This window comes from Paenibacillus sp. FSL R7-0333 (genome assembly GCF_038000365.1).
In the GTDB taxonomy this organism is placed as follows: domain Bacteria; phylum Bacillota; class Bacilli; order Paenibacillales; family Paenibacillaceae; genus Paenibacillus_AQ; species Paenibacillus_AQ silagei.
Window position 1 is genome coordinate 192,755 of sequence record NZ_JBBOBZ010000001.1, and the last position, 13,451, is coordinate 206,205.

The 13,451-nt window shown below is 46.8% G+C and carries 9 protein-coding genes, 3 pseudogenes and 1 riboswitch; of the genes and pseudogenes, 7 read left to right on the forward strand and 5 right to left on the reverse strand.

The window, feature by feature from the left end; all coding sequences use genetic code 11:
• Window positions 1–80 precede the first annotated feature (80 nt).
• Window positions 81–594, reverse strand: a pseudogene (locus MKY86_RS00805) (transposase); the annotation flags it as partial.
• Here MKY86_RS00805 and MKY86_RS00810 point away from each other — a divergent pair.
• Window positions 593–774, forward strand: a pseudogene (locus tag MKY86_RS00810) (IS3 family transposase); the annotation flags it as partial. The pseudogenes MKY86_RS00805 and MKY86_RS00810 overlap by 2 nt on opposite strands.
• 28 nt (window positions 775–802) lie before the next feature.
• Here the strand turns inward: MKY86_RS00810 and MKY86_RS00815 are convergent.
• Window positions 803–1,612 (reverse strand): hypothetical protein, encoded by an 810-nt coding sequence (locus MKY86_RS00815; protein ID WP_076085836.1) that lies wholly within the window; start codon window positions 1,610–1,612, stop codon window positions 803–805.
• 1,244 nt (window positions 1,613–2,856) lie between these two features.
• Between MKY86_RS00815 and MKY86_RS00820 the strand changes: the two genes are divergently transcribed.
• Window positions 2,857–3,339, forward strand: a complete 483-nt coding sequence (locus MKY86_RS00820) for a hypothetical protein (RefSeq protein ID WP_076085830.1) — start codon at window positions 2,857–2,859, stop codon at window positions 3,337–3,339.
• A gap of 229 nt (window positions 3,340–3,568) precedes the next feature.
• Here the strand turns inward: MKY86_RS00820 and MKY86_RS00825 are convergent.
• A pseudogene (locus MKY86_RS00825) lies at window positions 3,569–3,834 on the reverse strand (cupin domain-containing protein); the annotation flags it as partial.
• Between the two features lie 602 nt (window positions 3,835–4,436).
• Here MKY86_RS00825 and MKY86_RS00830 point away from each other — a divergent pair.
• Window positions 4,437–5,585, forward strand: a complete 1,149-nt coding sequence (locus MKY86_RS00830; protein ID WP_076085827.1) for a hypothetical protein — start codon at window positions 4,437–4,439, stop codon at window positions 5,583–5,585.
• Here MKY86_RS00830 and MKY86_RS00835 read toward each other — a convergent pair.
• Complete coding sequence (locus MKY86_RS00835) at window positions 5,564–6,313, reverse strand: YukJ family protein (RefSeq protein WP_076085824.1); 750 nt, start codon at window positions 6,311–6,313, stop codon at window positions 5,564–5,566. The two genes, MKY86_RS00830 and MKY86_RS00835, sit on opposite strands and share 22 nt — an antisense overlap.
• A 97-nt stretch (window positions 6,314–6,410) precedes the next feature.
• On the opposite strand from MKY86_RS00835, the gene MKY86_RS00840 reads away from it, so the two are divergent.
• Complete coding sequence (locus MKY86_RS00840; RefSeq protein WP_076085821.1) at window positions 6,411–6,833, forward strand: ASCH domain-containing protein; 423 nt, start codon at window positions 6,411–6,413, stop codon at window positions 6,831–6,833.
• Between the two features lie 362 nt (window positions 6,834–7,195).
• Here MKY86_RS00840 and MKY86_RS00845 read toward each other — a convergent pair whose 3' ends face one another.
• Complete coding sequence (locus MKY86_RS00845; protein ID WP_076085818.1) at window positions 7,196–7,561, reverse strand: hypothetical protein; 366 nt, start codon at window positions 7,559–7,561, stop codon at window positions 7,196–7,198.
• Window positions 7,562–8,312: 751 nt separating this feature from the next.
• Window positions 8,313–8,405, forward strand: a riboswitch (cyclic di-GMP riboswitch).
• Between the two features lie 81 nt (window positions 8,406–8,486).
• Here MKY86_RS00845 and MKY86_RS00850 point away from each other — a divergent pair.
• The 3 genes from MKY86_RS00850 to MKY86_RS00860 all read left to right on the forward strand — a co-directional run bounded on the left by MKY86_RS00850 (window position 8,487) and on the right by MKY86_RS00860 (window position 13,149).
• A complete protein-coding gene (locus MKY86_RS00850; RefSeq protein ID WP_340825658.1) occupies window positions 8,487–10,421 on the forward strand; it encodes a choice-of-anchor A family protein in 1,935 nt (644 codons plus the stop codon).
• Window positions 10,422–11,452: 1,031 nt separating this feature from the next.
• A complete protein-coding gene (locus MKY86_RS00855; protein WP_340827756.1) occupies window positions 11,453–11,575 on the forward strand; it encodes an LPXTG cell wall anchor domain-containing protein in 123 nt (40 codons plus the stop codon).
• Window positions 11,576–11,955: 380 nt separating this feature from the next.
• Window positions 11,956–13,149, forward strand: coding sequence for an IS256 family transposase (locus tag MKY86_RS00860; RefSeq protein ID WP_076085316.1), 1,194 nt, complete (start codon window positions 11,956–11,958; stop codon window positions 13,147–13,149).
• Window positions 13,150–13,451 lie beyond the last annotated feature (302 nt).

Here is a 13,451-nt window from a genome sequence, read left to right on the forward strand (position 1 = left end):
CAACCCGGTATACCGTTAGATCTCAAGCTGAGAACAAGATGAAAATGGACAGACGGGCAGAATTTTCGGAAGATTGAAATTTAAGCGGCGTTTGTGACTTGTCGTCTCGATATAGCTAGCGCAGAAGCAAGCAAAACAATAGCATTCAAATATTGATGAGTTGTGACTTTCTGAATGCCCCAAACATGTAATTGGTCTGCGGTTAGATAGGTCTTCATTCGAGAATTGCATCGTTCTACAATTGTTCGCTTGTTGTAGAGTTCTTTCCAATTTCGGCTTTCTCGGTGTGGTAACGCATAGCGGCGAAAATCGTCTCTGCTGCTGCTGACCTTAACGACCATTCCGTAATTGGACGACTAACAGGCCGTCATACCTAAAGGACAATCCACTTGTCCGGTAGCATGTGGACGACGAAACTTCAAACGTCCTTTTCCTGTCCCCCAATACGTCATCAGAACCCCCATTGAACACAAGGTGTCCCTTTGCTTGCATAGTTGGGAGTTCCTTTTCGTTCTGCGGATTCATGGGAATAATCGCTTGGGCCTTGATGCTACGAGCCGTTTCGTAGTTTTTCATTTGGTCATTTGTAGGATCATTTTCACGGCGAGGTAACGTGGGATAACGCCCGATAAGAATCATTCTTTGGGCATTTAAAGACGAGGCCTGTCTTATAAATTATAAAAAATGGAAAAATTGAGGAAGGAAATCAAGAGCTACATGCTTTACTACAATTTCAGATATCAATGGAATTTAAAGAAGATGACTCCTGTATAATACAGAAATCACCTTCACATACCTCATATCACAGACGTGTTATAGATGCATACGCATTCTCTTCCGCAGTAACAGCTGTGTTAAACATGGCAATTACTCCTCCAGCAGTAACGGCTGATAATATTCCAAGGCTAACTAATCCAGGAGGGCCTAACCATGGGGCAGTCAATGAACTTCCTGTTAATCCAACCAAAGCCGTTGCGTAAGACGCTCTATAGTTCGAATAAGCATTTCCAAAATTATCTACATCTTGTCTAGCTCTATTAAAAAAGCCGTTTGTACTTGTAACTCCATATTTCGCAATATGATTCCCCTCAGGTTCACCGTGACCATTCCCCTCACCAACCCAGTTATAGTTCATAGATTCGTAAGCTCTAAAAGTATAACTTGTCCATGCATCGTTAGAATAGTAGTGACAAACTGCTGCAAAACCACCTGTATCCCCAGCGCGAGCGGATAAACCTTTTTGGACAGCGTCTATATCTTTCTTTTCTCCGTTAATAAACAATTCGTTATTATTTGCAAATAGAACTACAGTTTGGTCGGTAGAATCGTTATACATTGTACCATACTCTTCTTGATAAGCAGGTAAGATAGTATAGTCATAATTGATGTCGACAGTGACTTCAGTCCCATTCGTTTTTGTAACACCTGTAGAATCTGTAGTCACTGTTACACTTCCAATTATTTCCTTAGAATCACCGACCACAACATTATTCGTAAAACTACTGGTTTCTTTCACTACTTCTGGAGTTACTATTTCTTCTGCAAGTGCAACAGAACCCATGCTAGAAATTATGATAACTAAAGCGACAAATGATGAAATTAACCTTTTCATTAATGTAACCCCTCTTCTTAATATTATTGAACTTTTAGAAAGAACGATTTTTAGATATGCACCAAACAATTCACCACCAATCCGAGAATGAGTGAGTAGTAACTGCCCTAAACTTGAAATTTTCCGATTAAACAATATAATTGGAATTATATCCATTATGAACCAATGGAATCTATGTTTAAATAGGTATAAATGATCAAATAATAGAAAAAAATGTCGAATATTAGGGGCGCTGCTGTGTGTAGAACATTTAAGGAAAAAGGGAGATTCAGGTTATGCTTGCAGAAAAACTAATCCGGATTACTGGAATAGTTTTAGAGAGAGTTTTTCGCTCGTGTTATGAATACTTATAAGCTGCAGCAAATGAATAATAGACTAGGAGTTGGCCATTATAAGGAAATCAGTCATGTTCGAATATCATTTGAGTAGTTTCGTTGATTTATTTTTACAATGTTAAACACAGAACACGGAGATAGAATCCAACTCTTAGAAGGTAAGGCAGAGGAAACTGAGAGGTCCTGCCCTTAAATTGTCTAATCAACACAACGAGATTAAAGAGCCTGACAGACCAGAGGATCTAATGAATGAGGAACAAGTGGATCTGCTAAAACTTAACACTGATCAACTGAAAGAGATTGCCAACATTGGTCAATTAAATGGTAAGTACGAAGATATCCTCACAGAAAATCGAGAACGCATAGAACGTTTCTCAAGATGTAATTATGCTGAACTATAGATTTTGTGCTTGTGCTGAAACATTGGGCTAGGTTTTGTACACATTTCCAAACCAGCCTCAATCTTAGTGATGACAAGTAGTAGTGGGGAACATTATAGTGCTCGGGATGAACCCCTACGGGCAGGAAGGTTCGATCCGGCTACCTTAATTCTTAAAGCTAATGAAAAGGGATCAATCAGAAAGAACTGGTTGATCTTATAATCACAAAGAGGATATTATGAACTGATCTGCTGAATTACACTTAAAAATAATGTTACAAAATATGGATATTTTATGAATCCCTTATTAATTCTTTATAATGCTATGGAGGGAATGGTTATTAAATTTATGTATTGGTTGATTTTATGGGCGTATAGGCGTTAGCGGGCGAATACAATAGAACTATAGAAACACAGTAGTGTGTTAAACTGTACATTCAAGGGAACAATTAGTTTATCCCGCATCAGCCATAGATGTTTGATTGCTTATTATTGAAGTGGACAATATCTCAGGAGGGATTGGAGAAAGTATGAAGAAAAAAGACTGGATTTTAGTAATTTTAGTAGTTTCTCTATTCGGGAATGCTGCATTATTTATGAATCAGAAACGTGTCAGCAGAAATGAAGATTTGCAATATGAATTATTGAATGCTTACATTCAACGAGATCTAGCTCAACTTGAAGAAACTATACAGTATCAACAAGATAATAATTGGAAAAATGAAACTCTTGTTACACAGAAACTAGATGATGCCATCGATTCAATTATCTTGCACAGTGGAATGGAACGACATAAGGATAGAGAAGATATCCTTATGAAATTGTACGATTACATGAATGAGTTCAAGGTTGGTGACACTACTTTTGATGTTAGCCTAAACGATAAGCAACGAGCCGATTACATCCTTTTAGGTCAAAAGCTGCGTTCTAACGGGTGGAATTATGGTGTAGGATATGATACAAGCTGGGATTCTTTTGCATCAAAAGTTAACAAGTTCGTAGGAGAATCATAGAAGTTATTATATGAATCACTCTTTCTCTAATTGGGATGTTTTATGGTGGAATTACAATAGCTCTCATACACATATAGTTTAAGAGCCTGTTCAAAAAGCTATCAATTTCATAAAAGAAACAAAAATGTACCGCTGCATTAAATGGTAAAATGGAGGTATCCCTACAACCATCAAACCAACTATGCGAGGTGCATTTTCATGGAGTTGCAGTTAGAACTGCTACCCTACCTAAACCGATATCATCGCCAACATTGATACTCATCAAAGTCACTTGAAATGTTTCCCTGTCCATAAAGTAGTACGGTAAGTTTGGTTTTGCTTTGCTACCTGGTCAATATTCACTACAAGTGGACATTGTCTATAATCTCTTAAGTTTATTTTTCCATAGGGGTAACAATTATAATAATGTTGAGGCTGATATGTTTGATAGTTGTTATTCCAATTGTTATGCATAGGGTAATGCAATTGATACTGGTGGCATGAATTATGGTACATACTCATTCTCCTCTTACGATTTTGTGTGTACTTTAGTCAGATGCATTTGCCTATACAAAGGAGTGCAAAACCTGCAAAAATGGGCTGCAGGCATAAGGAATTTACAATTAGATTCTTCCTTCGTTTCAATGGAAGGTTAAAGACGTTTATAATAAACGTGTTAACACAAGGACGCTCATGTTCAAGGAGATTTAGGAAGAAGTGATATGCTGGCCCCAATACTTAGTATTATTCCAGCGGGAACGTGGTGTTAAGGTAGCGTTACGTTGCGGTTTTTCTTCTAACAAAACTTCTAACCAATCTTCTAACAATCCAAATATCAACAATACTTTAGAAGTAACTATACGCTTAAAACACGCGATTTATTGCCCAACAGACCCCAGGAAAACCTTATAAATCTATGCTGGGTCGCACTCGTAATGCGTAGGCCGGGGGTTCAATTCCCTTCACCAGCATCTTACAAAGTCGATAGTGGCGCGGGTTTCCGTTTTTTTGGAACTGCGCCTTTTTTCTATGCAAGCATCAACATCTACCATTCTTCTAACCTTTAGTTAAGTAAAGTGGGGAGCATAGGGTTGGATGCTAGGAGGCAAGGATCTTATATGGGAAACCGGACATTCCTGTGTGTTACCAGTGCCGATACAGATTTGATTAATTATGAGAATACAGCTTTCGAAACGAATAATTTTCTCGCTCCAATATGGTTTTGTCTGGTCAGCCAAGACCAGTTCCAGCGCTATAGCAGACAGCTTATGCAAGCTTGGAGCAAGATTCAACCCCACATGGACCAACCGGATGTGGAGGATTTGCCTGAGTGGGTACATTTTTCAGAGGCCTTCCAATGGCAGATTCCATGGGCGGATGCTGCAGAGCAATTGCGCCTGAGTTTACCCGGCACGCTGGCCCATTTCCCAGCGCTTTCCACTCCTGTACATGAGTGGCTGGAAACCTTATCGACCCATGTACAGCGTTATTCTGCTCCCGTTATTCATCTGGAGCTTTCGCAATATTTCTCATTCACGGGCGATCCCGCCTTGTATCTAAAAGACATTCAAGAATACGTTACCCTCTGGCAGTCGCCGCATCCCTCGCAGGAGAAGGTCTGGCAGGGAGCAGCCGGTAACTTTTATATGCTGAATGGGGAGCATTTGCCTAGGAGGGAACGAACGGCAGCTCAACCGGAGCAAGCTACCGATATTCAGCCAGCACAGTCCATTCCTCCAGTATCCGGGAAGCGCCAGTCCAAATGGAGGCAGGAGCTCTACATCTGGTTGCTTGCGATTCTATCCGCAGCCCTCTTTTTTGCCGTCTATTTTAAGACCTCCAGTGGTTGGTTGGCGGCGCTCTGCTTCTTCATCCCCTCTCTGTGTATCGTTTTGTGGAATATAATTATCGGTCGTAAACAAACCTCCCGTCATCAGCTCGAAGCGGCTAGGACCTTGAAGAGGAACAGTCCCCCTTCTGATGCTGTGCTCAGAATTGAGTATTTCGCTGGGCATTCCCCTATTGGGGTGGATGGCATGGAGACCGGTCCTTCGGAGGATAAAGCGTTACCGGATCTTATCCCCTGGCTGCAAATCCTGCAAGCGAAGGTGCTTTCATCTCATGAGGTTGAGCTTATCGTTTCTGTTAACCCTTCAACAGTCGCTACCTTACAACTTCATTTGAAGCTGGATGAACAGCTGGATGCCAAGGATACCGTATCAGCGGTTAATGCGTTGGTGTTGGCTCATGACAAAGCATTGGTATGATTACATTCACTAACCGGCTTGGTGGCATCTCCCTGGTCGTTAGTACACCAGGATTGGGACTGGAAGGCCAGGAAGATAGCCACCCATCTGTGTTCATTCTCGAAATGAATAAGCACTCCGCCGTCTTGCCACGTGCCATTTTCACTGGCGTACCCGCCTGCATTGCCTTGGTTCATATGAATATTATGAACCCCCTGTCCAGGGGAGAAGCCGAAGTATTTATCGGATTTATCCTCAGGTCCCCAGGGTTCGCCGAACACATACAGGGTAGCACTCTGCTTTCTTGCTTCCTCGATATAAGAAGTTATTTTGTCATAAAAATTGTTGTGGGGATCATTGTCTTCCTTGTCATCTTGGTTCGTATTAGGCAGAGCTACCATCTTACTGGGAATCACCAGGTTTCCCCTGATATAATCAAGGGCAAGGCTCCGGTTATGCCTGGTGATCTTCGTGAAGCCGGATTCAAGCGTGAGCCAACGGGCCGTTTCTTCCGCTTTGAAATCTTCGCCCACATAATACAGCACCTGATTGGCAGTGTCTTCCGGTAAATGCTCGGCTTTATTGCTTGATCGGATGTTGATGGCCAATCTATACTTTTTGTGGTCATCGTCTTCAACGTCAACCAGCACCTGAATATGATTGTTTTTGTAACCTAGCTTATAGACATTATCCTCATTGGATAATTTGCATTTTAATACCCCGTACCCTTGATCTAATCCGTTACCCATAGTTCGTCAGTCCCCCTTCTTAGCTATTAATGTTTCCCATAGAAGGCCATAGTAATTCTGAGTAAAAAGGTGTTCATCAGAGGAGGCAAGCTACATTATGAAATGCCTGACCATACGCCAGCCGTGGGCCACGTTAATTGCGCTGGGAGAGAAACAAATCGAAACCCGGACCTGGCGGACCGCCCACCGGGGAGAGTTAGCCATTCATGCTGGGATGCAGGTGAATAAGGCGATCTGCCGGATGGAGCCGTATCAGTCGTTGCTGGCACGTTACGGTTACACTGCGGACAACCTGCCAACCGGCAAGATCATTGCAGTCAGCCGCATTGCGGATTGCTGTGAGGTGACGCCGGAGCTTGCGCAGCAAGGCTGGCCGGGTGGCAATGAATATGTATTCGGTAATTATGCCGAAGGAAGGTATGCCTGGAAGCTGGAGGAGGTTGTTCCGCTGGTACATCCCATACCTGCTAAGGGACGTCTGGGTTTCTGGGAATATCCTGTTGTGGAAGAGGAATTGTGAATTTCTTGACGGCCATGTGCAGAAAAATTGCTCCAGATTGGCTGTCAGCTGGTATAATTGGGATATTCGGCGGGAAATCTTCCTATATATAAGGAGAGTTGTGCTCTGAGGCGGTCTACCGCTGGAGAGGGGCAGGAATGCCGGGAAGGAGCGTATGCATAATAGATGGGAAGCCTTCTAATTGCATGGCTTTGTATGCTTTGTTTGTTTCTTGCGTTCAGGGATCAGGTAAGCCGGAGAATCCTGTACCCGGTAGCTGTGGTGGTGATATGCGGCACATTGGGGTATTGGACGTTGTTAATGTAGCCGCATCCGGGTGATCATTTCATGCAGAAGTCTGCCGCTTGCGGCAGGCTTCTTTGTTATCGCTGCTCCATCTTCTCCATACCCAGATATCTGCGCATATGCAGAGTGGCCTGGGCGGCAATCACATCATCCAGCAGCAGCATCCGTTCGTGATAGCCCCTGCAGACAAATTTGGCTTCAACACCCGTCTCCAGCCGCTGCTGTTCATAGACCTTCAGACCACGGGCGCGCATCCCGGCACGGACCTCCCGCAGATCGGCAGAAGCGGCATGAGCGGCCGACTGGATTACCTCCAGATAAGGTGCAGGCGTGCGCAGCTCAGAGGCTATAGCAGAAGCATCGCGCTCGAAGGCGGATAGAATAAGCGGCAGCAAAATATAGGATTTGACCAGCAGGTTGTCCTGGCTCTCTACTCTTTGCATCCTTCTCAACCCCTCGAAGAGAACGTATATTCGCATTGTAACTCATCCTTCAAAAAATAATCAATGGGTTTTATAAATTAACTCAAATAATGTGATATATTTCACAAAAAAATAAGATGAATTATTTTATATTAAAATTGAAATATTAAAGATTGAAAAAATAAATCAGCTCAAAGGAGAATGGCAATGAGTCATGAAGGAAGCCTCCGCCGTGGTTTGGTATTCGGGATCATTCTAAGTGTTCCGCTCTGGGTATCGATGATTGGCTGGGTTCAGCTGTTCGGGTCTGCCTAGGCGACATTTTATTCAAAATATATGAACTCTATTAGCAGGTGTCGTCCCTATGGGCGGCACTTTTTTTTCGAGCTGAGCTGCCCATAAATAGGTAAAATTTCATTGAACAGGAGCAGATGATGAGTAGAGGTGGGCTGAGGGCGATAAAATAGGACAAATGCATCAAATTTAAATAATACAAATTAATATTATTATAGGTAAGAGAGATAAACGGCTACAGTCAATCCTCTGATTTCTCGACTTTTTTCGTCAGTAGATAAAAAAGAGACTCGCCCCCGAACCCTTATGGTACAAGGGATCAATGAGCAACCGTCGCAAAAATAATTTCAAAAAATATACTGGGAACGGATTGACAACAGGGTGGGGGAGCGGATAAACTGAAATTAGTACAAAAGTAACAAATGTCATAGACTCAACAATGATCTTACATAAGCAAATCTCAATTGCATACCGAAATCATGTACAAACGCAAACCGTATCGAAAGAACGGGACGCAAAGTCAGGAATCTACTGTCTCTAAAGTTGAGGCTAGGGTCGTCCGGCCGCCGTGAAGCTAACCCTTCGTGGCGGTCTTTTTGTTGTTATAGTCGTGTGACAGATTCATAGAATAGTAACTAGGAGGTGTAGACTATTGAAAAAAGGAGTACGTAAAACAGCCGCCATCATTATGGCGGGCCTATTGACCGTATCCAGTGCTTTTACGTGGGGGACGGATGTCAGAGCAGCTTCAGGGGTGCCGTATACGCCAACACCGGTTTTGGGGGTCGCAGGGAATTTTAATGCTTTTATCCTCGGGGATTTTAAACAAGCCAATGATCAGATTGAAGGCCGCCTGGCAGCGGCAGGGGACATTACCCTCTCCGGAGGTTACGGAGTAGCTAGGGCATACAGGGATGCTTCACCGACGGATGTACTTGTGGCCGGTAAGAATTTTGTACATTCAGGCAGTGGAGAGATCTATGGAAATGTGGTATTTGGGGATAGCTTTACAGCCAATGAGCCTGGTGTCAACATCAAAGGCGGGAAGAAAAATGCCAGCCCGATTGATTTTGCAGCCGAGCAGGAGATTCTGATCTCCCGTTCCACAGAGTATGGGGCCTTGGCTGACACGAATGAGATCGGCAATAACAATTATGGACAGCTCAAGATCAGTGCACCGGATCGTTTCAATGTAGTTCATTTGGATGCCTCGACACTGGCGAAGACCAACTATATCGAATTCAACATTGCCCAGAACGCCACGCTGATTATTAATATAAGCGGGTCTACAGTCAATGTGCCGAGCTTTTCAATGAATAACGGCAGAGCCAGTCAGGTATTGTTCAACTTTTACGAAGCTTCTGAGGTGAATATCGCTTATACCTCATTCTTCGGGACGATCCTCGCACCTAGAGCGGATGTTCATTATGCCGGAGCAGAGCTGTACGGGACTCTGATTGCAAAATCTTTTAGCGGCGGGGTTGAGATGCATCTTGGAATGTACGAGGGAGAGGGGCCGCCGCCGAGTCCGACGCCTACCGCAACGCCGACACCTAGTCCATCACCGACACCGACGGCTACACCGACACCGACGGCTACACCAACACCAACGGTAACACCAACACCTACAGTGAAGCCGACACCGACGGTAACGCCTACACCTACAGTGAAACCAACACCGACGGTAACGCCTACACCTACAGTGAAGCCAACACCGACGGTAACGCCTACACCTACAGTGAAGCCAACACCGACGGTAACGCCTACACCTACAGTGAAGCCAACACCGACCATAAAACCGTCACCTACACCTGTGTGCACTCCAACTCCAAAGCCAACACCGACTGTAAAGCCGACACCAACGCCAACGGTGAAGCCAACACCAACGCCGACTGTGAAGCCAACACCAACGCCGACCGTGAAGCCAACACCAACGCAGACCGTGAAGCCAACACCAACGCCAACGGTGAAGCCAACACCAACGCCGACTGTGAAGCCAACACCAACGCCGACCGTGAAGCCAACACCAACGCCGACCGTGAAGCCAACACCAACGCCGACCGTGAAGCCAACACCAACGCCGACCGTGAAGCCGACACCAACGCCGACTGTGAAGCCGACACCAACGCCAACGGTGACCAACACCAACACCGACTGTAAAGCCGACACCAACGCCAACAGTGAAGCCAACACCAACGCCGACTGTGAAGCCAACACCAACGCCGACCGTGAAGCCAACACCAACGCCGACCGTGAAGCCAACACCAACGCCGACCGTGAAGCCAACACCAACGCCGACCGTGAAGCCACACCAACGCCGACTGTGAAGCCAACACCAACGCCGACCGTGAAGCCGACACCAACGCCGACTGTGAAGCCAACAGCGACACCAACAGCGGTGCCGACGCCAACACCAACGGCCGAGTACCGACACCAACGCCAACAGCGGTGCCGACACCAACACCAACGGACCGTGAAGACACCAACGCCGACACCAACACCAACGCCACCGAACCGACACCAACGCCGACAACAGAACCGACACCAACGCCAACGGCAGTACCGACACCAACGCCAACAGCGGTAGGCAGACCGACACCAACACCAACGGCAGAACCGACACCAACGCCGACAGCAGAACCGACACCAACGCCAACGGCGGTACCGACACCAACACCAACGGCACCAACGGCAGAGCCGACACCAACGCCGACCGACACCAACGCCAACGGCGGTACCGACACCAAGAAGCCGACACCAACACCGACGGTAGAACCGACACCAACGCCAACGGCCACACCAACACCGACGGTAGAGCCGACACCAACACCGACGGTAGAGCCGACACCAACACCGACGGTAGAACCGACACCAACGCCAACAGCAGAGCCGACACCAACACCAACGGCAGAGCCAACACCAACACCGACGGTAGAACCGACACCAACGCCAACGGCGGTACCGACACCAACACCGACGGTAGAACCGACACCAACGCCGACGGTGGAGCCGACACCAACGCCAACGGCAGAGCCAACACCAACACCGACGGTAGAGCCAACACCAACACCAACACCGACGGTAGAGCCGACACCAACGCCGACGGTAGAACCAACACCGACACCGACGGTAGAACCGACACCAACGCCGACGGTAGAACCGACAGCAACGCCGACGGTAGAACCAACACCAACACCGACACCAACACCGACGGTAGAGCCGACACCAACGCCGACGGTAGAACCGACACCAACGCCAACGGCAGAGCCAACACCAACGCCGACGGTAGAGCCGACACCAACACCAACGCCAATTCCGACGCCGACACCAGATCCAACACCAGTAACAACGCCAGCGCCAACATCGCCGCCGTTCAGTTTCCCTCCAGTGCCTACGCCGACTCCGATTATCGGATTTATCGTGAGCAATGATGTGGTTGTGAATGATGATCCGCTGCCGCTTGGACCTGTAGCAACTCCAATAGCTACAACAGTGCCTACGCCAACACCAGCTGTTGCGGTTGCGCAAATAGCAGCAACACCGGAGCCAACGCCTTCAGCAGAACCGGCACCCGATGTAGTCCTTATTGATGATGAGGTTCCTCTAGGCGGTGTGCCTGTGGATGGAACCTTGCCGAAGACGGGCGAATCCAGTCCTGCGCCTTATTATTTTGCCGGTTTGGCACTCGCTGGTCTGGGCTTGATTCTTAGAAGAACCACCAGAAACAGCAAACGTAAGTGAGTGACCCGAACTGAGATTTATACAAACAAACGATGATCCTGTAATTTGACAAGGGCTGCTTTCGGAGAAGATGTTCTCCTGGAAGTAGCTCTTTTTTTCGTTGGAAGTAAGTGCCCGGATACAGAATGTATGCGAAAAACAACATACAATGTGCCGGTGAGAGAGTCAGCGGACCAAATGTATGTGGAAAACAGCATACAATGTGCCGGTGAGAGAGTCAGCGGACCAAATGTATGCGAAAAACAATATACAATGTGCCGATGAGAGAGTCAGCGGAGATGGCGTAAAGTAAGTTGTGTACCAAGATTTGGAGCCTAGTCAGGCACCAAAAAAGTAGGGTATCCTCGGGATTGCGAAACCACCAAGGAGGAACCCTACCAATGAATATTTTACCCGAAAGTTCTCTGAATAATCTATTTGAAAAACTTGTTAAAGATTTTGTGAAAGACAACATGGAACGCCTGTTGCGGGCCGAAATCCAGGGGTTTATGGACAGTGAAGAAGCCGGTGCCAGCAATAGTCGCAACGGCTACTATACGCGAGATTTACACACGAAATACGGCCATATCGAGGAGCTTCAGGTGCCCCGGGACCGCCAAAGCCTTTTCCAGACGCAGTTGTTTGAGCCGTACCAGCGGCGGGACGGATGGTTAGAAGAGGCCGTCATCCAAATGTATAAATCGGGCATGGGTACGCGGGATGTGGGCCGGTTCATTGAAAGTATGTTTGGCAGCCACTACTCCCCCACCACGGTCAGCAATATTACGGCTACAGTGCTGGACGATATCCACCAGTGGCAAAAGCGGCCACTGAGCAAACGGTACTCTGTGATCTATTTAGATGGGCTGTACGTGAAGCTGAAACGGGGCACGGTTCGTGGTGAAGTGGTCTACTTTGCGATGGGAATTGACGAGGAGGGACAGCGTCAAATTCTCGGGTTCTACGTGGGTGGCCAAGAGAGTTCGAATGGCTGGCGGGAGGTACTCAAAGACCTGTACGACCGCGGAGCGCAGGAAGTCCTGCTGGGTGTGTTTGACGGGCTACCGGGACTGGATGCGGCGTTTAAAGAGACCTATCCTCAGGCGGATGTACAGCATTGCGTAGTGCACAAAGTGCGGGCCACGTTTCATAAAATTCGGGTGGAGCACAAAACCGATGTCATGGAGGCGTTGAAAACCGTATATACCGCACCGGATGAAGTGGTAGCCCGGGCTAACTTTGATACGGTCAAAGCGAAGTGGGACAAGCTGTATCCGAAGGAAATGAGGTCCTGGGAGGAACAGTTATCCACACTCCTGACGTTCTACAAGTATCCGCAGTCGATCCGTAAAGCGATCTACACGTCGAACCCCATCGAACGGATGAACAAGGAAATCCGCAAGCGTCTGAAACCGATGAACAGTCTGACGAACATGGATGCGGCAGAGAAAATCGTGTACCTGGAGATGCTGGAATACAATGAACGTCATGCAGGGCGGGTCGCCCAAGGCTTTGGCATGGATGCCGTTAAAAAGAAGCTAAAAGAGCTATTCGAAACACGCTACCCCTCTTTGCCCACACCGGAAGAGGCGTAACAGAGAAATCCAGTTTCTGGGGGTCGGGGTTCCCCCTTCCCCCAGAAACACTACATCCCAACCCGTAACCCGGGGGAGGCACTTCTACTCTTTTACACAAACTTCTTGACGCTACCTCAGCGGATCAAATGTATGTGGAAAACAGCATACAATCTGCTGCAGGAAGACGAGTGTACCCATTGGAGTCCAGCTGCTTCTTTCAAGAGTCTTGCAGAGTAGAAGGGGGTTGAAGTTTGTGTATTTTTAGTTGGCCTTACTCCCGTGCTATACTAGGCTCAAATTAATTAAGCAAGAGATCCTAT

Coding starts and splice junctions, on each gene's coding strand:
- MKY86_RS00815 (WP_076085836.1), bottom strand. CDS start 1,612: ATGAAAAGGTTAATTTCATCATTTGTCGCTTTAGTTATCATAATTTCT.
- MKY86_RS00820 (WP_076085830.1), top strand. CDS start 2,857: ATGAAGAAAAAAGACTGGATTTTAGTAATTTTAGTAGTTTCTCTATTC.
- MKY86_RS00830 (WP_076085827.1), top strand. CDS start 4,437: ATGGGAAACCGGACATTCCTGTGTGTTACCAGTGCCGATACAGATTTG.
- MKY86_RS00835 (WP_076085824.1), bottom strand. CDS start 6,313: ATGGGTAACGGATTAGATCAAGGGTACGGGGTATTAAAATGCAAATTA.
- MKY86_RS00840 (WP_076085821.1), top strand. CDS start 6,411: ATGAAATGCCTGACCATACGCCAGCCGTGGGCCACGTTAATTGCGCTG.
- MKY86_RS00845 (WP_076085818.1), bottom strand. CDS start 7,561: ATGCAAAGAGTAGAGAGCCAGGACAACCTGCTGGTCAAATCCTATATT.
- MKY86_RS00860 (WP_076085316.1), top strand. CDS start 11,956: ATGAATATTTTACCCGAAAGTTCTCTGAATAATCTATTTGAAAAACTT.